Genomic DNA, 19,855 nt, shown 5'->3' on the forward strand with positions numbered 1-19,855 from the left:
TTTCGGTTAGTATGAGGAAGGTTAGAGGAAGTTAGGTTAATTATATTGTAAATTTGGAGGTGTACTATGCGTATTGGCATACCAAAGGAAATTAAAAACAACGAAAGTCGAGTGGCACTGACTCCATCGGGGGCATTAAATCTTATTCAAGCAGGACATGAAGTTTTTTTAGAAACAAGAGCAGGGGAAAAATCAGGATTTGATGATGAACTATATCGTGGAGTAGGAGTTACCATTGTTACCTCAGCAGCGGAAGCTTGGGAATGTGAAATGGTAATGAAAGTAAAAGAGCCGCAAAGGGTGGAATTTGACTATTTTCACGAAGGGTTGATTATATTTACTTATCTACATCTCGCAGCGGAACCGGAACTAACAAAAGCATTAATGGATAAAAAAGTTATTGCCATCGCTTATGAAACTGTTCAATTAGCTGATAATTCCTTGCCGCTTTTAACACCGATGAGCGAGGTTGCCGGAAGAATGGCGACACAAGTTGGTGCGCAGCAGTTGGAAAAAAGTAAAGGTGGAAAAGGGATTTTACTTGGTGGGGTTCCAGGGGTTAAACGAGGTAAGGTAACTATTATCGGTGGTGGTATCGTAGGAACGAATGCCGCCAAGGTTGCAATTGGGCTTGGTGCTGACGTGCAAATTCTCGATGTCAATGCGAATAGGTTGAGAGAGCTAGATGATATTTTTGGAACATCTATTCAAACTATTATGTCGAATCCTCACTCAATCAGAAAAGCATGTCAGGAATCAGATCTTGTAATTGGTGCAGTACTTATCCCAGGGGCAAAAGCACCTAAGCTAGTAGATGAAAAAACAGTTGCCCTTATGGAAGAGGGGGCTGTTATTGTTGATGTTGCGATTGATCAAGGGGGTATTTTCGAAACGGTTGACCGAGTGACGACGCATGCGAATCCAACCTACGTGAAGCATGGTATAGTCCACTATGCTGTTGGAAATATGCCAGGTGCAGTCCCCCGTACCTCAACCATCGCATTAACAAACGTCACTGTTCCTTATGCTTTACAAATTGCAAACAAAGGATATGAAAGGGCCTTTGCTGAAAACCCAGCACTTTTAAAAGGATTAAATGTTATCGATGGCATCATCACATATAAATCAGTAGCAGAATCTCAAAACCTACCATACACAGCATACGAGGGACTTTCCCCTGTTGCGTTTCAAGGTTAATTCATTGTGCATTAGGGAACAGACCCAATATCGATATATTGTGATAAATAAAGGTTATATTTGTAAAAATAAAACACTTAATTTTATGGATATGAAGGAAAAGGAGTAACGGGGTTTAAATGTGACCCCGTTACCCTTTTTTTAATTTTTTATTTTTGTTTAACAAGCAATAATATATTATTTGGCAACAGCAAACCTATTAAAAGGCTCCGATCCCATGAGCTACACATACATTTATATTAAATAAGTTGAAACAAAAATAAGAAGCTATAAAATTGATCAGTTAACAAGAAAACTAGCTCCATGTTTTACAACAATAAGTTCAATTATATAGCCAGAATGGTATCAATATTTAAGGAAGTGTAAAAAAATGAAATATTTAAACGAGGATGTGAATTATACTTTGACCAATGCTTGTTTATGCGAGACTGCAGGTTAAGTTGAAGAGGGGAATATATGAGTCTAGTTATACCCTAAATGTTTTTTTACATAATGAATAAAAAAATACTAAAAGTGTTTTACATAATGTAAATTGTATTGAATATTTAAATAATTTAAAATTATATTAATTATAATAATTGATTCTTGTTAGTTTAACGTTTTACTAAAACGTTAAACCAAAAAGAGGGTGTGAAAATGACAATAACTATTAAAGACATTGCTAATAAAGCAAATGTCTCAATTACAACAGTTTCGAGAGTATTAAATAATAAAAAAGGAGGTATTGGGGATGAAACTCGTAAAAGAATATTAAAAATAATAGAGGAACTAGATTATAGTCCAGATTCAATTGCAAGAAGTATGAAGACAAAGAAAACAAAATCAATAGGACTAATAATTCCAGACATACGTAACCCGTATTTTCCTGAGTTAGTAAGAGGAGTGGAAGAAGTTGCAAATAAATGCAAGTATAATGTCTTACTATATAACACCGATGGAAACAAAAATAAAGAATTAGAATCTCTAAGATTAATAAAAGAAAACAAAGTAGATGGAATTATATTTACAAGTTCAAATCCAGGTACATTCAATGAAAATAATAAATATTTTATTGAAAAAGATAGTCCAATTATTTTTATAGATAGAGAACCGGAGATTGAAAGTTATAGTGGTTTATTTCTGAACAATGAAAAAGCAGGGTATATTGCAACGAAGCATCTAATCGATTTAAATCACAAAAATATAGGTTGTATTACTGGTCCAAAACAGATACAAAATTCACAACAACGTTTAACTGGTTACAAAAAAGCTTTAAATGATGCTGGAGTAGATGTAAATGAAGACATCATCCTAAACGGGGATTATCAAATGCAAGGGGGATACGAGGCTGCAAAGAGACTAATTGAAAATAAAGCTGTAACTGCTATCTTTGCACTAAATGATTTAATGGCTTTTGGGGTATATAAAGCAGCGCAGGAGTTTGATGTGCAAATACCAAAGGAATTATCAGTTGTCGGTTTTGATAATCTTAGCTTTAATGAATTGTTAACACCTAAACTTACTACTATCGATCAAAATGTTTCTAATATGGGAAAAGTAGCTGCGAAGTTATTACTTAAGAAATTAGGTAGTGGTGGAGGAATGCAAAATAAATCTATTTACTTAGATCCTAAATTAATAATTCGTGAAAGTACTACATTCTATAAGATAGCAAGTAGTAGTTTTAAGTTAAGGAGGAGCAAAAATTTTGAAAAGACAAGTAATATTTGATTGCGATCCTGGTCACGACGATGCAATAGCTTTATTGTTGGCTTTATCTAATGAAAATCTTGACGTTAAATTAATAACCACAAGTGCGGGTAATCAAACACAGGAGAAAGTATTATTGAACACTAAAAAATTACTTAGTTTTATTGGAGTAATTGATATTGAAGTAGCAAGAGGTGCAGAGAAGCCTTTAATACGAGAATTAATAATAGCCGATAACATTCATGGTGAAACTGGTCTGGATGGCTCTGATTTGGGAACCCCACTTTTTGAAGAAAGCAAACGTTCTGCTTTAGAAGCCATGAGAGAGTTATTATCTGTAACTGAAGACAAATTGACAATCATCGCAACGGGTCCTTTAACCAATATTGCAATACTTTTATTAGCATATCCTGAATTGAAGGAAAAAATAGATTGTATTTCATTAATGGGTGGAGCCGCATTGGGAGGTAATTGGACACCGGCAGCCGAGTTTAATATTTATGTTGATCCAGAGGCTGCAAATATTGTATTTGAGTCTGGAGTTCCAATAATTATGAGTGGATTAGATGTCACAACCCAAGCGAGGTTATATAAAGAAGATATAGAAAGAATAAGGAATATCGGAAACAAAACTAGTAACATCATCGCACCATTATTGGACTTTTTTTCGGAGAATTCTCCACCGTATTACATGTCAAAGGATGGTTATTTTAAAGGAGCACACATGCATGACCCCTGTGCTGTTGCCTATTTAATTGATCCAACAATTTTTAATGGTATTACTTGTAATGTTTCTGTTGAGACCTCTGGTAAGCTCACAACAGGTACTACAGTTGTAGATGTAAATCAAAGAACTGGGAAGGTTAAGAATACAGAAGTTTTGTTTGAAATCGATCGGGAACGTTTTGTAAACATGTTGGTTTCAGCAATTGGTTATTATAAATAATAGAGGAACTAATAAGGTTATAAATTATCAGATATTAGTATATTTTCAAATGTGTGATGGAACAAAATTAGTTCTGGAATTAATAGGATGGGTGAGTACTTTGAACAAAATACTAGTGGTAGGCAGTTTAAATCTAGACATGGTATTGAAAATTTCTGAGTTTCCAAAAGTTGGAGAGACTATATCATGTAATGAATTTCTAAAAATTAATGGTGGCAAAGGAGCGAATCAAGCTGTTGCTGCAAGTAAGCTAGGTGCAGACGTTAGTATGATTGGGAAAGTAGGTTTTGGCAGTGAAGGCAGACAAATTCTTAATGGACTTGAAGAGGTTGGGGTATCGACAGCAGGGATTAATTTCGAGAAAGATGAAAATACCGGATTAGCCTTTATAACGGTAAATAATAATGGAGAAAATAAAATTATTATTTCACCAGGAGCCAATTACAAACTAAATTCTTCTGATGTTGATGAACATAAACAATTGATTGAACAGTGTGACTTATTACTTATCCAACTTGAAATCCCTATAGATGTAGTTGAATATACAGTCAAGTTAGCCTCGAGATTGGGAAAAAAGGTTATATTGAATCCTGCCCCAATGAAGATGTTTTCGGACCAATTATTAAGTAAATTATATACATTAATCATGAATGAAACAGAATTGGAAATAATGTCGGGGGAATCTGCGGCTAATGACAAAGAAATTGAACAAGCCGCTAACAAAATAAAGAACAAAGGCGTTGAAAAACTAATTATCACCTTAGGCAAAAGAGGATCTTTATTACTCAATAATGAGGAAACTGTTTTCATTCCAGCTTTTAAGGTAAATACCGTTGATACGACAGCTGCTGGGGACGCTTTTATTGCTGCTTTCTCCGTCGGTAAGCTAAAAGGTATGGATGACAGAAGTGCCATACAGTTTGCAAGTAAAACATCAGCAATAGTTGTAACTAAAGTTGGTGCCCAATCCTCATTACCAACATTAGTAGAAGTAGATCAATTTCAAGAAGCATTGTAGAGGAGGTGTTACTTTGCGTAAGCATATAAAAGTTTTTTTATAGGATTCACTTGATGTTGTTAATTAATATTTTTTTTTCAACTAAAAATTAGAGGGGTGTTAAATGTGAAATTTAGAATTGTACTTTTGATCTGTATTGGGGTAATGAGTGCCTTTTTGTTTGGCTGCTCAAATAATGCTTCGCAAAATGTAAATAATGATGTTTCTGAGAATGAAAACCAAAGCGAAAATCAAAATGACTCTGGTGAGACTCAAACGATAAGTATTTTAGCACATTCTAATTATGATGTGGGCTTAAGCAGTGTTATTGAGGCCTTTGAAGATGCCAATCCAGATATTGAAGTAAATTTGGAGCTTGCTCCATTTAATGAGTTGATGGAATCAATTGAAATTAGATTATCAGCTCAATCAACTGATATAGATCTATTATTTGTCGATGCTCCTCTAGTTGCTAACTATACACTTAAAGGTTATCTAGAACCGTTGGATAGTTATTTAAGCATTGATCCTAATGACGTATGGGTAGAATCGGCAGTAAACACAGTAACTTATAACAATGAATTAATGGCCGCCCCACTGAATAATTCAAGTATGGTGTTATTTTATAATAAAGAATTATTTGATAAAAAAGGGATTCCATACCCTGAACAAGACGATAGAATGACGTGGGAAGAATTAGTAGAAATTGCACTAGAATTAAATGATAGAGAAGATGGCGTGCATGGATTTACATTTGACCGTTTAGACCGTGCGTATCAATTGTTACCTTTAGCTGACAGTTTAGGAGCATCCATGTTAAGCGAAGACGGTTTAACATCAAAGGGTTATACTAACTCTCCTGTGGCAGTTGAAGCATTTACGTTTTATTATAATTTGTTTAATGAATGGAACATAAGTCCAAGAATTAGTGAAGAAGAATCAATCGATTATTTTACTTCTGGACGAGTGGCAATGTTTCTAGGTCTATCACATAGTTTACCTAGACTGATAGATTCCAATATTGATTTTGGAATTACATTACATCCATATTTCGAGGGGGGAGAAATTGCTACCCCTACAGGTTCATGGAGTATAGGTATATCTAAATATTCCGAGCAGAAAGAAGCTTCTGCAAAGTTTCTAAATTTCTTAACAGTTGGTGATGGCGCGGACATTATGTTTAAAGATGGAGGAATACTTCCAGTTCATTTAGAGTTAATTGATCATATAAAGAATGATCCATTTTATGATGAGTTCCCACACATTGCAACTCGAATTGCTGCACAAGAGTCAGAGGAAACAGCATCACCACGCCCATTAACTCCAGGCTATTTAGAATGGGATAGCAACATGAATAGGGCTTTACAAGATATAAAAAATGGAACGGATCCACAGGATGCCCTTGATGCAATTGTGGATGTTATTGACAGATTGCTAGAAAGATATGAAGGATATTAATAACTGATATTGTATTAAGAAATAACCAAATTCCACACCTTTACATGGAGTGTGGAATTTGGTGAAATTTCTTAATAAAGGGAAATATCTCAAAAAAATGCTATTAGGTTTGGGTGATGAGATGAAGTCTATTAAAAATATATCAACACCATATTTATTTTTACTACCAGCACTTATTGGATTGTTATTATTTAAAATTTATCCGATCTTTAGTGCGTTTTTGCAAAGTTTGTTTACTAGACAATTCCTAACAGTAGAACAAGTTTTTGTAGGATTTGCTAACTATTCATCGCTTTTTACAGACCCGGTCTTTTGGAATTCATTAAAAGTCACTGCTTATTTTAATTTAATCATAAATCCATTACAGGTAATTTTAGCATTTGGATTGGCGGTTTTATTAAATTACCAAATAAGAGCGATACCTATTTTTCGTGGAATAAATTTTATACCTGTATGTATCTCTATACCAACTGCAGCAATACTATGGGATATAATGTTGAGCCCTGAACAAGGGGTTGTTAACTCAATATTGATTTCATTAAATTTATCTCCACAACCTTTTCTAGCAAGTGATTCACAAGCTTTATTATCGTTAATAGCAATTGCGTCGTGGAGAGGTATTGGCTATTGGGCACTATTCTTTTTGGCAGGTCTGCAAGAAGTCCCTAAATCTCTTTATGAGGCTGCTTCTATTGATGGTGCTAATTTGTGGCAAAGATTTAAAAATATAACTTTTCCTATGATGAAAAGGCCGTTAACATTCGTTGTGGTTTCGGTGACAGTAGCAAACATGTTGCTTTTTTCACCTATGTATATATTAACAAGTGGAGGACCTAAACAAAGTACCAACGTACTTATGCTAGAAAGTTATAATAATGCTTTTTTATATTCTAATATGGGAAGAGCCAATGCAATAGTAGTTATAATTTTGTTGATTACACTAGTAGTCATTGCTATCCAATTCAAACTATTGAGACCTAAGCATTAATGAAAAGGAATGATTATCTATGAATAAAAGGTCACGAAACCCTTGGTTAATTTATTTCATCCATGTACTTATAGCGGCAATTGTTATATTACCATTAGCATTTGGCTTCGTATCATCCTTTAGACACCTTGATGATATATTTCGTTATATGTCACCAGTGACATGGAAAACTTTCATTCCAACTAATTTAACTTTGGAAGCTTACGTGAATTTATTTTCTATTAGAGGATTTGGGAGAGTACTATTCAATACTTTTTTTGTAACAACTTTAACTGTTATTTTTGGATTGTTTGTTTGTTCATTGGCAGCATTCGGATTAAGCGTTTTCAATTTTAAAGGAAGAAATATCATATTTGTTATAGTTTTACTTACTTTCATGATTCCAGAGGAGTCCATTGCAATCCCTTTGTATAGACTTGTAGATAGTCTAGGATGGATAAACACCTATTATGCTCTAATAGTCCCAGGTATAGCAAATGGGTTAGTTATATTTTTATATAGGCAATTTTTTATGGACATTCCAAAGCCATTACTAGAGGCAGCTAGAATGGATGGAGCATCGTGGTTCAAAATCTATTGGAGCATTGTTATGCCATTATCCAAACCGGTTACTGTAACAGCAAGTTTACTAATATTTATCCAACAATGGGAATCATTTATGTGGCCGTTAATAGCAACAAGAACCCAGGAATATCGTGTCATTCAGGTCGCTTTAAGTCATTTAAGAACAGAAACAGGTACTTATTGGAATGAATTATTTGCAGCAGCTTTGATATCAGTAATTATTCCTGTATTAATCTTGTTACCATTACAAAGATATTTTGTACAAGGTATTACAAATACAAGTACTAAAGATTAAATAATCTATTACACATAGGGAGGCTTAACGTGGTGGAAAAAACAAGGCTTAGTGTTAATTTAGAACGTCTTAAAAAATATATTGATGCAAGTGCTAATATTGGAACAATACCAGGGAATGGAGTATCACGATTGGCATTATCAAAAGAAGATAAGGAAATGAGATTAATATTTGAGGATTGGATGAAAGAAGCCGGCTTAAAAGTAAGAGTTGATGATTTTGGGAATATGATTGGTAGAAGAGAAGGTAAAGAAAATAAGTCTCCGGTTGTTCTTGGGTCTCATTTAGACACTCAACCAAATGGGGGTAGATACGATGGAATACTTGGAGTTCTCTCTGCACTTGAAGTAGTAAATTCTCTAAATGACAGTAATATAGAAACATTAAGACCAATTGAGATTGTTAATTTTACTAATGAGGAAGGTGCTAGATTTGAGCCACCCATGTTAGGGTCAGGAGGAACTTCTGAATGTTTAGACAAACAATATGTATATAATCAGAAAGATACAGAGGGAAGAAGATTTGAAGAAGAATTGGAAGAGATAGGTTATAAAGGAATTCCAGCAAACAGAATAAAAAACATTTTTTCTTTTATTGAACTTCATATAGAACAAGGACCAATACTAGAAAGCGAAGGAAAATCTATCGGGGCAGTAAATGGGATACAAGGTATGGCATGGCTAGAGGTAAAGGTAACTGGTGAATCAGATCATGCAGGTACAACTCCCATTAATCATAGAAGGGATGCGTTAGTAGCAACCTCTAAAATGATTGTAGGGATAGAGGAAATTGGAAGAAAAACTAATGCAAAAACTACAGTGGGCCGGTTAACTATGCGTCCGAACGTAGCAAATTGTATACCAGAAGAAGTGATTTTTTCCGTAGATATTAGGCACGATTCTAATACAAAAAAAGTAGAATCAATTAGAATGATAACAGAATTGCTAAATAAATTGGCCGTAGAACAAAATGTTTCAATTAATATCGAACCCTTATGGGATATAGATGCAACGATATTTAATCCATATCTAGTAGATTTAATTAAAAATACAGCAGAGGAATTAGAATATGAAGTAATGGATATTATAAGCGGCGCAGGACACGATGCAAAATATATTAATAGTATAGGTCCTACTGCGATGATATTTGTTCCAAGTGTTAATGGAAAAAGCCATCATGAATCAGAACTGACACATGATAAAGATATAGAAAAGGGTGCTAACACTTTACTTAATACGGTATACCAGCTATCTATGATGGAAAATGAGATAATTTAAAAAGGCTACCTTTTATTGAGGAATTACTGCAAAGATCTAGTCGTTAATAAAACTCTTTTAAAGTTGCTTATAGCAAACTAATATAGTTTATAATGTTTAATCACTTAATTCATACTATCCCTGCCCTCATCTTTGAAACAAAGGGCGGGGCTTCTTGTTGTCTATGATTAATCAACACATCCTACAACACGAAACTCACTCTCCTAAAATAATCCCATCGAACCTTAGCAAAGAGGGAGAGGTATCACTTTTATAAGGTATAGAAGAAACTCGTCAAAATGAGCTCATTATCTACTTAAAGGTATGGGCTTATTTTTTTAGCTTATCTAAACAAAAGAACCGTCCCTTCGCTCCACTCCGTAAACTCAGCTCCTGCAAGGGGTTTTATAATAGAACTAAAATAATGTCAACATTTCATAGTGCCTGTCACCACACGGGTTTTTCTAGATTTTGTAAAAAGTATAGTAAATAAAAGAATGGGTTGTTAACTAAGTAAATGAATGAAAAAGAGAAGCACAGGAATAGTTCCCTGTACTTCTATGCTTTAATTAACTAACGATACTATTACTATCAAAGAGAGCAAAGAGTAACCGTTCTTTTTGTCCCGTAATCTTTTGTATATAAAGATTGTCAAAATGCCTATTAACAAAGCCATTAAGCATGCGAACGGCCTGCATAACCTCAATCCTTTGGTAGATTTCTGTTATTCTATCATTTTTAACAACCGATTTCCTCTTGGCTAATAATTTCTCCTATTCGCCTGGAGAAAGTTCCTCTGAATCTTTTAGTACTCGATGAACATAATGTTCTATAACTTCATTACTACAAGTAGCAATTACATCTGCATTGTTAACTTGACCGATTGGAGAGTATGCTAAGGTGCTCAAGATTTGATTTTCTGCACTACTCATCGTCTCTCTTAAAAATGTAGATAATGTAGGTGTTTTGTCTTCTACAAGTAAACGGGTATTACCTCGATCATTTATCCTTCCTTATATGATTTTCTTCATTATAGTAGATGGGCCGGTACAAACATTGGTAAGGAATTCCGACGTAATCGGTATTGAATTTGAATAGCCCCTCTTAAAAAACGAGGATGCTATATTATTTTAACTCTATTAAAATAAAACATCTGTCGTCCATCGTACGATATTCATCCCCTTGTTTTTCCAAGGTTAATAGGATTTGTTCTTTGATTTCGTCAAGGGAGGAGGAGGAATTCTCCATTAATAAAGTACATAGACGGTCCGGTTCCAGGGGTTCCGATACGCCATCAGTAAAGAGTAGTAGCTTTGCTCCTTTTGTATAGGACAGTTGCGTTGTTTTGAAGTTAATTCCCTCGAATGTTCCAATGGGAGGTGTTGTTGATTTAAGCTCTTGTTGTTCTCCACTTGGGACTTGGTAGATAGGGGAAGGATGACCTGCGTTGATATAGTCGATGGCCTTCTTTTCCGTATCAATGAAAAGGTAAATGACTGTGCAGTAGTGCCATGTATCATCTATGTTATTAAATAAATGGTGCAAATAGTTATCTAATTCTTTCATTACTACATCAGCTGGAATACCTTTCGTTATTAATCGATGGAATAAGGATTGGAGGGACATGGTTATGAGTGCCGAAGAAATACCATGCCCCATCACATCTAATAATATGACCCCATAATGATGCTTACTAATTTGATAGAATCCGTAGATGTCTCCAGACAAAATGCTAGATGCCCGATAATAAGAGGTAATGTCTATTTGGTCATTAGAAATGTCATCAGATAGTGATGCTTCCTGAATCTTTTTGCTAGGTTTAGTTCCCTCTGTGTATCTAGCTTGAATTGTTGATTTTGTTTATTTACCTCTAATAGTTCCTCTTGCTTCTTTTATGTCTGGGTCTGATTCTATTTCAAAATGAGACAACAACTCCATTTGTATTACAGTGTTGATAATAAGAGTATATTCATTTTCTATAGCTTGTGTAATATAGGAAACAGCATCAGGGTATCCCATTTCATGAGATGCCTAGATATTGTTGTCAATTAAGATACGACTCACGACTCATCCTCCTGCTCGTATTCTCTATTGGCAATTCGGATGGTTTCTTTTATACCTTCTACGGTAAAACGCTCGGTACTACCTGCTAGCTTTTCTTCCTTAGTTAAACGTTTTTTTCCAGTTGTCTCTTCAATAACCTTCTTTAAATGCTCTCCTCCAGTAGCTATTTGGACAGCAAAACGAGGATTTTTAGCATAAAGCTTTTTTCTTAATATATGCTCTTTAATTATATTCTGTGTTGTAGTGGGTTCATATAATGCTCTTCCTCGACTTCTAACTAAAGGCCTCTTAGTATTCATTATATCCCTTCTTCCCCCTAGGTTATAACTATAATATCATCCTCAAAATGTACGCGTAAATAATGCATATGGAAATCTAAAATGCTAACCAAGTAACTTATTTTATAAACATATTAAATTAGAACTCCCATTAAATAACCTGCCTGTAGCCTCACCTTTTGTAAATCTCTGGGGGAGAGGTTAGTCGGTACTTTATGTGGATTATGTCCCCCCTTTCCCTCGATGAAGCTTCATAATGGAGTTTTTCTAGGGGAAAAAAAGGGTTTATGAAAGGAGAATAAGGGACATGGCTTTCTATTCTAACTCTCTCTCTGATGGAATATGGTGTAGTAAATAGTTTCCATTGATTGGAGGGGGCCTATGATTTTTTCTGTGATTAATTATAAGGGTGGCGTTGGGAAGACAACGGTGACGGCGAATGTGGCAGTGGAGTTAGCTCGTCGAGGGAAGAAGGTATTGCTTATTGATCTTGATCCGCAAACGAATCTTACGTTTTCCTTTATTAAGGTGGATGAGTGGAAACAGGATTTTCAGGATCGGACGATTAAGAAGTGGTTTGATGCGTTTATTGATAATGACCAGGAACTGAACTTGCATGATCTGGTTATTCGGCCCTTTCGAGTGAATGAGCGGTTAAGGGAGTTGAAGTCGTTGGGAACGGTGGATTTAATCTCCTCTCATTTAGGGTTGATCAATGTGGATTTGGAGCTGAGTGCGAAGCTTTGGGGCGGGAGTGAGCGGACCAACCGCAGGAATTTCTTGGTGGTTTATACTCGGTTAAAGGAAGGGATTAAGCAACTGGAAAATCAGGGTTACGATTATATTTTCGTTGATTGTCCTCCTAATTTTAATGTAGTTACGAAAACGTCGATTGTGGCTAGCAATCAACTGTTGATACCGGCAAGGCCCGATTATTTATCCACCATTGGCATCGAACAGCTGCAAAAACATGTTAGGGAATTAATAGTGGACTACAATAATAAACTAGCAAAGGATCATTTAAGCGGTGAGTTTGAGGAGATTGCTCCTGTTGTGGCAGGTGTTATTTTTACGATGGTGGAGAAGCGCAACAATGAACCGATCTCCGCCTTACGACACTATATACATCAAGTAAAGGGTTTGGATATTCCCACATTTGATACGGTTGTACGGGAAAATAAAACGGCCTATGCCAATGCACCAGAAGAGGGTATTCCCGTTGTCCTTCAGCCTTTGAGTGGAGATACTTACGGAAAAATTTTGTTGGAATTAAAGCAGTTGACGAATGAGTTACAAGATCGTCCGTCGAGACTGACAGGGGGAGGAGACCAATGAAATCCGAGGTACTAGATGTGTTGAAGGTCATGACTGCAACATTAAGTAGGTTAACAGATCAGGAAGTGGAAAAACTAGTGAACGGTGAGGCTAAATTAGTTTACAGTGAAAATAAAGTTGCTGGTGTGGAGAGAGGGGAAAAGGTAAATCCAACGAATCCACTCATTGCTCAGTTAAAGGAGACCACCAATCGTGGGGATGCAACAAGGCTTTTATCTCGAAAGGGAATCCTAAAAAAAGACCTTATCGATCTTGCTACGGTGCTAAATATACATATTAATAAGAGCAGTAATAAAGCAAAAATCATTGAAAAAATTGTGGAAGCAACAGTGGGAGTTACGTTACGGTCCAATGCCATCAAGGAAACATCGATTGGTAGGAAATGATGGTGGAGTGGGATGTGGGTTGAAGGGCCCCTGTCACCACCCGGGTTTTGTCGATTGCTTATACCCGAAGTTTACTCGCATAGATATTTTAGAATCGATAAATAATAAATTATAGAAGAAACTCGTCAAAATGAGCTCATACCTAATCCAAGGTATGGGCTTATTTTTTTGAACACTTTTAGCTTATCTAAACAAAAGAACCGTCCCTTCGCTTCACTCCGTAAACTCTAAACCTGTAAGGTTTTCGTAATAGAACTAAAATAATGTCAACATTATCTTTGACGAAATCGTATTTTCATTAGATTGAGAATGGTATGTAGGCGCTTTAAAATAAAAGCAAGGAATTATTATTTTATCAAAATTCATACAGGAGGTAAGAAAATGGCGAATTCACAAGGTTCATTCCGTGCCAAAATTCAACGTTTTGGCAGTTATTTAAGTAGTATGATTATGCCGAATATCGGGGCCTTCATTGCATGGGGGTTAATTACAGCGTTATTTATTCCAACAGGTTGGATCCCAAATGAGCATTTAAGTGAACTTGTTGGTCCGATGATCATTTATTTACTACCACTATTAATCGGTTTCACAGGTGGTAAATTAGTGTATGACGTCCGTGGTGGGGTTGTGGGTGCCACAGCTACGATGGGGGTTATCGTAGGAGCAGACATTCCAATGTTTATTGGAGCCATGATCATGGGTCCTTTAGGGGGCTTCTTAATTAAGAAACTTGACCAGGCATTAGAAGGTCGTGTGAAATCTGGTTTTGAAATGCTAGTCAACAATTTCTCTGCCGGTATCTTAGGGGGAATCCTTACGATTCTAGCTTACGTGGGAATTGGTCCAACTGTTTACGGATTAAGCCGCGCTCTAGCAGCGGGTGTTGAGGTTATTGTGGATGCAGGCTTGTTACCACTAGCAAGTATTTTTATCGAGCCAGCAAAAGTAATGTTCTTAAACAATGCCATCAACCACGGTATTTTAAGTCCATTAGGAATAGAGCAGGCAGCAAGCACAGGAAAATCAATCCTATTTATGTTAGAAACAAATCCAGGACCTGGTTTAGGTATCCTATTGGCGTTCTGGTTCTTCGGTAAAGGGATGGCGAAGAAGTCTGCACCTGGTGCAACGATTATTCACTTCTTCGGGGGAATTCACGAAATTTACTTCCCTTACATTTTAATGAAGCCAACGTTATTACTTGCCGTTATTGCAGGTGGTGCAAGTGGTGTATTCACCTTCACACTATTTAATGTCGGTCTAGTGGCTACTCCTTCACCAGGAAGTATCTTTGCTTACATGGCGATGACGCCTAGAGGCGACTATTTTGGAGTGCTAGCAGGGATTGTTATTTCTACAGCAGTAACCTTTGCGATAGCTTCTTTAATCCTAAAGGCTAGCAAGAACAAAGGGGAAGTAGATCTTACTTCTGCTACAGCACAAATGGAAGAAATGAAAGGGAAGAAAAGCCAAGCTTCTGCACACTTAACAGCTTCAGCTGAAAATGTGGAAGTGAAGAATATCAATAAAATCATCTTTGCTTGTGATGCTGGTATGGGCTCTAGTGCAATGGGAGCATCCATTTTAAGGGATAAAATCAAGAAGGCTGGTTTAGATGTGAATGTAGCGAACACTTCTATTAATAATTTGCCAGAAGATGTAGACTTAGTCATTACCCATAAGGATTTAACGCAACGAGCAAAAGAAAAGCGTCCTCAAGCAGAACATATTTCTGTGGAGAATTTCTTAAGCTCCCCTGAGTATGACAAACTCGTTGAAAGATTAAAAGATGCATAAGAGGATATAAAAAAGTTGCGGTGCTTGCCTTCCATGGTAAGCCCGTAATTTCCTTTTATTTTTCAGGATGTGTTAAAGGATTGTGTTAGCGTTGATGGGAGCAAAACGCAAACATTACGTTTAACATTGCTTTTTTTAAGGGGAAATAGGGTTACCATTCCTAAGATGGAAGGGAATGTGAAATAAAATCACGCTGGAGTGATTTATCATGATTTATGTATCTGCAAGAGATCGGCAAATACTTGAAATATTAATGAATGAATCGGAAGAAGTGACCATCCATGAGATTGCCCAAGCCCTTGATGTGAGTGAACGAACGATTCATCGAGATATAAGTAATATGACGCCTCTTCTTGCTCCTTTTAACGTGAAAATGATTAAGAAAACGGGAAAAGGGATTTATCTAGAAGGGACGGAAAAGGATATTTTAAGGCTTAAAAAAGCGATTCAAGAAGTGAAGTATCATGATTTTTCCCCTAATGAACGATATGTTTTGATCGCATGTAAGCTGTTAGAGGCTTTTGAGCCGTTAAAGCTGCAGACCTTTGCGACTGATTTAAACGTAACGGTTGCTACGATCAGCAATGATCTGGAGAAAGTTTCTGAATGGTTATCTAAATTTAACCTGAAGGTCGAAAAGCGCAGGGGCTATGGTATTGAAATCAAAGGGTTAGAGTCAGACAAGAGAAGAGCCATTAGCAGCATTTTGGCCGAAAACTTTAACGAGTCAGACCTGTTAAATTATATAAAACTAAATTTTCATTATTCAAAAACAGACGTAAGTAAAGCTATTTCCGAGCATCTGCTTGGGTTTATCAAACCGGAAAAGCTTGAAATCGTTGAGTCTGCAGTAGATAAAATCAATCGGGAGCTTCCTCATCCCATCGCAGATTCTGCCTATATCGGTCTGGTGGTTCACTTAGCTTTAGCTCTTGAAAGAATTCAAAAAGGGGAAAAGATCACGATCAATTCCCGATTATTGTCGGAGCTGCAAGGACTAAAGGAGTATCAGTTTGCAGAAAAGCTGGCACAGTATCTAGAGGAAACGATTTCCGTTACGATTCCAGATGCGGAAGTTTGCTATATTACGATGCACCTCCGTGGAGCAAAGCTTAGAGATGAGGGGAAGCTAGACATAGAGGATAAGAACCTGGATACGGCCATTAAGGTAAAAAAATTAATCACTGCTGTAAGCAAACGGTTAGATATTGATTTAACGAAAGATGATAGTCTTTTTCAAGGGTTAATCACGCATCTTGGCCCGGCCATGTACCGATTAGAACAAGGGATGGCCATTAATAACCCTATTTTAGAAAAAATAAAAAATAACTATCCTACGTTGTTTACAACGTTGAAAGAGTGTACCGCAGAAGTAATGTCCAAAATCAAGGTGCCTGAAGCGGAAATTGGTTTTCTCGTATTGCACTTCGGGTCGGCCATTGAACAACAAGGGAAAGACCGCAAGCTCAATGCTGTCGTTATTTGTTCCACGGGAATTGGAACGTCGAAAATGCTAGCCAGCCGGTTGCAAAAGGAATTCCCTAACATTGACAAGGTGAAAAACATTTCTTTATTTGACCTGGATAAGATGAAGCTGGATGAAATAGATTTGATCATTTCTACTTTACCTTTAGGGAACGTAGAGCTAGATTATATTGAGGTAAATCCAATCCTTTCCCCTGAAGATGTGAAGAGGATCACAGAGTATTCCAGGCGGAGGCTTCGACATTCCATCCTTTCTGCTGGGAAAGAGGTGGATATCAAGAAGGAAATGCCTCCTTCCCTTAATCAGCAGGAAGCCATTGATTACATGAAACAGATGAGTGTTACGCTGCAAACAACAGCGATCCTTTTGGAAAACTTTAAGGTATATCATGGGAAGGAGCTTGCCGGTTCTACTAATTGGGATGCCATTGGAGAGGTTCTTGCGAAGCTGCAAGAGAAAGACCTTATTTTGGATCAAAAGGAAGTACTTCGCATGTTAAAAGCGAGGGAGGAACTGTCTGGTATAGGGATTCCAACTACTCAGATGGCCTTGTACCATACGAAAAGTGATCGTATTCGTCAGCCGATATTTTTGATTATCGAGTTGGAGCCATCAGCCTATACGGAAATAAAAGCCATGGATGGTTCCACCATTACGTTAAAATCTATCTTATTGCTTCTTGCCCCACAAGAGAGTGAGGAAGGGGTCCTGCAGCTACTAAGTTATATTAGCTCGATTATTATTGAAAACGAGGAGAGTATGGCATTATTTCAATCGGGGGATGAAGAGAAACTATCCTCGTTCTTGTCATACAAGCTTACTAATTACTATAGAGAACAACTAGAGAAAGGGAGTTAATCAAATGAATCAAGAAATTTTACCAAAGGAAAATATATTATTAAATGTAACTATTGAGTCCAAAGAGGAAGCGATTCGTAAGGCAGGGGAAGTCCTTGTAAAAGGCGGCTATGTGGATGCTGGCTATATTGAAAAAATGCTGGAAAGGGAAGAGCTAACCTCTACTTATATGGGAAATGGAATCGCCATTCCCCACGGGACGGAGGATGCAAAGAAAAACGTAAGGAAATCAGGTATTTCTATCCTGCAAGTTCCCAACGGTGTGGACTTTGGAAATGGGAATGTAGTAAAAGTAGTTTTTGGAATTGCAGGGAAAGACAATGAGCATCTCGATCTATTATCGAAAATCGCGATTACGTGCTCCGATGAGTCCAATATCCAAAGAATATTAGATGCTTCCACGGAAGAGGATTTATTGGCTATCTTCAAGGAGGAGGACTAAATGTTAGGGGTACACTTTGGAGCGGGGAATATCGGAAGAGGTTTTATCGGAAAGCTATTATCCGAAGCCAATTATCGTACTTGCTTTGTTGATGTGAACGAAGAAATTATTCGTTTGCTTAATGAAAAAGAAAGCTATCAAGTTTTTTACGCGGAAGAAGAAAAACGAAGCTTTACCATCACGAATGTTTATGGGATTAACTCTGCTACCAACCCAGATGATGTGGTGGAAGCTATTGCATCAGCAAACATTGTCACAACGGCCGTAGGAACAAACATCCTTCCTATCATTGCCAAGCTCATTGCTAGAGGGCTAGTGAAAAGAGTGGAAGAAAATAATCAACCACTAAACATCATTGCTTGTGAAAATGCCATTGGTGGAACGGATATTTTAAAGAAGGCCATCTTATCGGAGTTGGATGGGGAGTATCACGAGAAGGTACTAGAAATGGTTGGCTTCCCTAATGCAGCGGTGGACAGAATTGTACCCAATCAAACGCAAGAGAATCCCCTTGATGTCATGGTGGAACCTTTCTTTGAGTGGGTGGTAGAAAAGAAAGCCATTAAAGGAGCCGTACCTCCCATTGAGGGCATTCATTATGTGGATAATTTAAACGCCTATATTGAAAGAAAGCTCTATACGGTAAATACCGGGCACGCTGTCACAGCCTATCTCGGTTACTTAGAGGGGAAGAAGACAGTACAGGAGGCTCTTGAAGATTCGGAGATTAGGAATGCTGTTTATAAGGCCCTTAGGGAAACGGGTAAGTTAATGGTAGATAAATACGATTTTGACCAACAAGCACATGAAGCCTATATTGAAAAAATCATTGGTCGCTTTACCAATCCGTTTATTATTGACGATGTAACCCGAGTGGCAAGAAATCCAATCAAGAAGCTAGGCTACAACGAACGCTTAATTAGTCCAGCCCGCCAGCTGTTAGAACGAGACATTTATCCAGAAGGACTGCTGGTTGGAATTAAAGCCGCCTTGCACTATAACTTTGAAGGAGACGAAGAAGCCGTGGAGCTCCAACGGAAAATCAAGGAGCAAGGTGTTCAAAAGGCACTAGCGGAGATATCTGGAATAGAAGAGGACAGCCCAATTGTGGTTGGGTGCCTGTAGTACCTGTCACCACCCAGATTATGTCAATAGATTTTGAATTTAGTACCTGCAGTCAGATTATATGACTGTGGGTATTTTTTTGTACGATTCTTTTGTTAGAGGTGGAACGTTTGTTGGTTTTATGTGAATTTCATTGATAAAATGAAAGGTAACTATGTAAGGGGAGAAGAACATACTAATATCGGAGATTAGAGTGAATAGTGGAAGGAGGATTTTATGATGGAGAAAGTAACCCCGTTTTTAATGTTTCAGGATGGCAAGGCAGAAGAGGCAATGAATTTTTACACATCAATCATCGAAGACTCTAGAATTACCAACATTGTTCGGTACGGAGCTAATGAAAGTGGTGATGAAGGAACGGTCATGCTCGCTCATTTTGAATTGAAGGGTCAAGAATTTATGTGCATAGACAGTAATATAAAACATGAATTTTCCTTTACACCGTCCTTCTCGATTTTTATTACGTGTTCTACAGATGAAGAACTGGAGAGTTTATATCAACAACTACTATACGGTGGACAAGCCCTGATGCCATTAAATAATTATGGTTTTAGTAAAAAATTTGGCTGGATTAACGACAAATTTGGAGTTTCGTGGCAACTAAATCTACCTAGCTAATATGGAGGGTTTACCCATTCTTTATATATACTGATTGAACCGAACGATTGAAGGCGGTTAGTGGAGGATAACATTT

General features: G+C 36.9%; 19 protein-coding genes. 15 read left to right on the top strand and 4 right to left on the bottom strand.

Annotation, left to right across the window (positions count from 1 at the left end; translation table 11 throughout):
• Nucleotides 1-66 precede the first annotated feature (66 nt).
• From ald to J2S74_RS01590, 8 genes are all read left to right on the top strand, one after another.
• Nucleotides 67-1,197 carry an alanine dehydrogenase gene (ald, locus tag J2S74_RS01555; RefSeq protein WP_307320951.1) on the top strand — a complete coding sequence of 377 codons (1,131 nt, stop codon included), beginning with the start codon at nt 67-69 and terminating at the stop codon, nt 1,195-1,197.
• Between the two features lie 636 nt (nt 1,198-1,833).
• A complete protein-coding gene (locus J2S74_RS01560) occupies nt 1,834-2,907 on the top strand; it encodes a LacI family DNA-binding transcriptional regulator (protein WP_307320952.1) in 1,074 nt (357 codons plus the stop codon).
• A complete protein-coding gene (locus tag J2S74_RS01565) occupies nt 2,885-3,832 on the top strand; it encodes a nucleoside hydrolase (protein ID WP_307320954.1) in 948 nt (315 codons plus the stop codon). The genes J2S74_RS01560 and J2S74_RS01565 overlap by 23 nt, the downstream gene beginning before the upstream one ends.
• Before the next feature lie 100 nt (nt 3,833-3,932).
• The gene (gene rbsK, locus J2S74_RS01570) at nt 3,933-4,850 is read left to right on the top strand and encodes a ribokinase (protein ID WP_307320957.1); all 918 of its coding nucleotides are present in this window, start codon (nt 3,933-3,935) and stop codon (nt 4,848-4,850) included.
• Between the two features lie 105 nt (nt 4,851-4,955).
• Nucleotides 4,956-6,287 carry a sugar ABC transporter substrate-binding protein gene (locus J2S74_RS01575; RefSeq protein ID WP_307320959.1) on the top strand — a complete coding sequence of 444 codons (1,332 nt, stop codon included), beginning with the start codon at nt 4,956-4,958 and terminating at the stop codon, nt 6,285-6,287.
• 61 nt (nt 6,288-6,348) lie between these two features.
• On the top strand, nt 6,349-7,275 hold the full coding sequence (locus J2S74_RS01580; protein ID WP_307321428.1) for a carbohydrate ABC transporter permease: 927 nt from the start codon (nt 6,349-6,351) through the stop codon (nt 7,273-7,275).
• 19 nt (nt 7,276-7,294) lie between these two features.
• Nucleotides 7,295-8,134 (top strand): carbohydrate ABC transporter permease, encoded by an 840-nt coding sequence (locus J2S74_RS01585; protein ID WP_307320960.1) that lies wholly within the window; start codon nt 7,295-7,297, stop codon nt 8,132-8,134.
• Nucleotides 8,135-8,166: 32 nt separating this feature from the next.
• The gene (locus J2S74_RS01590; protein WP_307320962.1) at nt 8,167-9,411 is read left to right on the top strand and encodes a M20 family metallo-hydrolase; all 1,245 of its coding nucleotides are present in this window, start codon (nt 8,167-8,169) and stop codon (nt 9,409-9,411) included.
• Nucleotides 9,412-10,163: 752 nt separating this feature from the next.
• On the opposite strand, the gene J2S74_RS01595 is transcribed toward J2S74_RS01590, so the two are convergent.
• The 4 genes from J2S74_RS01595 to J2S74_RS01610 all read right to left on the bottom strand — a co-directional run bounded on the left by J2S74_RS01595 (nt 10,164) and on the right by J2S74_RS01610 (nt 11,753).
• A complete protein-coding gene (locus tag J2S74_RS01595; protein ID WP_307320965.1) occupies nt 10,164-10,298 on the bottom strand; it encodes a hypothetical protein in 135 nt (44 codons plus the stop codon).
• 217 nt (nt 10,299-10,515) lie between these two features.
• The gene (locus J2S74_RS01600) at nt 10,516-11,118 is read right to left on the bottom strand and encodes a PP2C family protein-serine/threonine phosphatase (RefSeq protein WP_307320968.1); all 603 of its coding nucleotides are present in this window, start codon (nt 11,116-11,118) and stop codon (nt 10,516-10,518) included.
• 132 nt (nt 11,119-11,250) lie between these two features.
• Entirely contained in the window at nt 11,251-11,409 is a 159-nt protein-coding gene (locus tag J2S74_RS01605; RefSeq protein WP_307320970.1) for a hypothetical protein, read from the bottom strand.
• Between the two features lie 41 nt (nt 11,410-11,450).
• Complete coding sequence (locus J2S74_RS01610) at nt 11,451-11,753, bottom strand: hypothetical protein (protein WP_307320973.1); 303 nt, start codon at nt 11,751-11,753, stop codon at nt 11,451-11,453.
• Nucleotides 11,754-12,113: 360 nt separating this feature from the next.
• Between J2S74_RS01610 and J2S74_RS01615 the strand changes: the two genes are divergently transcribed.
• The 7 genes from J2S74_RS01615 (at nt 12,114) to J2S74_RS01645 (ending at nt 19,779) form a co-directional block, all read left to right on the top strand.
• On the top strand, nt 12,114-13,067 hold the full coding sequence (locus tag J2S74_RS01615) for a ParA family protein (RefSeq protein WP_307320976.1): 954 nt from the start codon (nt 12,114-12,116) through the stop codon (nt 13,065-13,067).
• Entirely contained in the window at nt 13,064-13,453 is a 390-nt protein-coding gene (locus J2S74_RS01620; protein ID WP_307320978.1) for a hypothetical protein, read from the top strand. Before J2S74_RS01615 ends, J2S74_RS01620 begins: the two co-directional genes overlap by 4 nt.
• A gap of 381 nt (nt 13,454-13,834) precedes the next feature.
• Entirely contained in the window at nt 13,835-15,250 is a 1,416-nt protein-coding gene (locus J2S74_RS01625) for a PTS mannitol transporter subunit IIBC (RefSeq protein WP_307320981.1), read from the top strand.
• 208 nt (nt 15,251-15,458) lie between these two features.
• Nucleotides 15,459-17,594, top strand: a complete 2,136-nt coding sequence (locus tag J2S74_RS01630; protein WP_307320983.1) for a BglG family transcription antiterminator — start codon at nt 15,459-15,461, stop codon at nt 17,592-17,594.
• A gap of 4 nt (nt 17,595-17,598) precedes the next feature.
• Nucleotides 17,599-18,036, top strand: a complete 438-nt coding sequence (locus J2S74_RS01635; RefSeq protein WP_307320985.1) for a PTS mannitol transporter subunit IIA — start codon at nt 17,599-17,601, stop codon at nt 18,034-18,036.
• Nucleotides 18,037-19,161 (top strand): mannitol-1-phosphate 5-dehydrogenase, encoded by a 1,125-nt coding sequence (locus J2S74_RS01640; RefSeq protein WP_307320987.1) that lies wholly within the window; start codon nt 18,037-18,039, stop codon nt 19,159-19,161.
• Nucleotides 19,162-19,380: 219 nt separating this feature from the next.
• Nucleotides 19,381-19,779, top strand: a complete 399-nt coding sequence (locus tag J2S74_RS01645; RefSeq protein WP_307320990.1) for a VOC family protein — start codon at nt 19,381-19,383, stop codon at nt 19,777-19,779.
• Nucleotides 19,780-19,855 lie beyond the last annotated feature (76 nt).

The sequence above is a fragment of the Evansella vedderi genome (genome assembly GCF_030813435.1).
Taxonomy (GTDB): Bacteria; Bacillota; Bacilli; order Bacillales; family Salisediminibacteriaceae; genus Evansella; species Evansella vedderi.

Bases quoted from the DNA above. Each gene is read 5' to 3' on its own strand.
- ald (WP_307320951.1), top strand. From the start codon at position 67: ATGCGTATTGGCATACCAAAGGAAATTAAAAACAACGAAAGTCGAGTG.
- J2S74_RS01560 (WP_307320952.1), top strand. From the start codon at position 1,834: ATGACAATAACTATTAAAGACATTGCTAATAAAGCAAATGTCTCAATT.
- J2S74_RS01585 (WP_307320960.1), top strand. From the start codon at position 7,295: ATGAATAAAAGGTCACGAAACCCTTGGTTAATTTATTTCATCCATGTA.
- J2S74_RS01605 (WP_307320970.1), bottom strand. From the start codon at position 11,409: ATGGGATACCCTGATGCTGTTTCCTATATTACACAAGCTATAGAAAAT.
- J2S74_RS01610 (WP_307320973.1), bottom strand. From the start codon at position 11,753: ATGAATACTAAGAGGCCTTTAGTTAGAAGTCGAGGAAGAGCATTATAT.
- J2S74_RS01615 (WP_307320976.1), top strand. From the start codon at position 12,114: ATGATTTTTTCTGTGATTAATTATAAGGGTGGCGTTGGGAAGACAACG.
- J2S74_RS01620 (WP_307320978.1), top strand. From the start codon at position 13,064: ATGAAATCCGAGGTACTAGATGTGTTGAAGGTCATGACTGCAACATTA.
- J2S74_RS01625 (WP_307320981.1), top strand. From the start codon at position 13,835: ATGGCGAATTCACAAGGTTCATTCCGTGCCAAAATTCAACGTTTTGGC.
- J2S74_RS01630 (WP_307320983.1), top strand. From the start codon at position 15,459: ATGATTTATGTATCTGCAAGAGATCGGCAAATACTTGAAATATTAATG.
- J2S74_RS01635 (WP_307320985.1), top strand. From the start codon at position 17,599: ATGAATCAAGAAATTTTACCAAAGGAAAATATATTATTAAATGTAACT.
- J2S74_RS01640 (WP_307320987.1), top strand. From the start codon at position 18,037: ATGTTAGGGGTACACTTTGGAGCGGGGAATATCGGAAGAGGTTTTATC.
- J2S74_RS01645 (WP_307320990.1), top strand. From the start codon at position 19,381: ATGGAGAAAGTAACCCCGTTTTTAATGTTTCAGGATGGCAAGGCAGAA.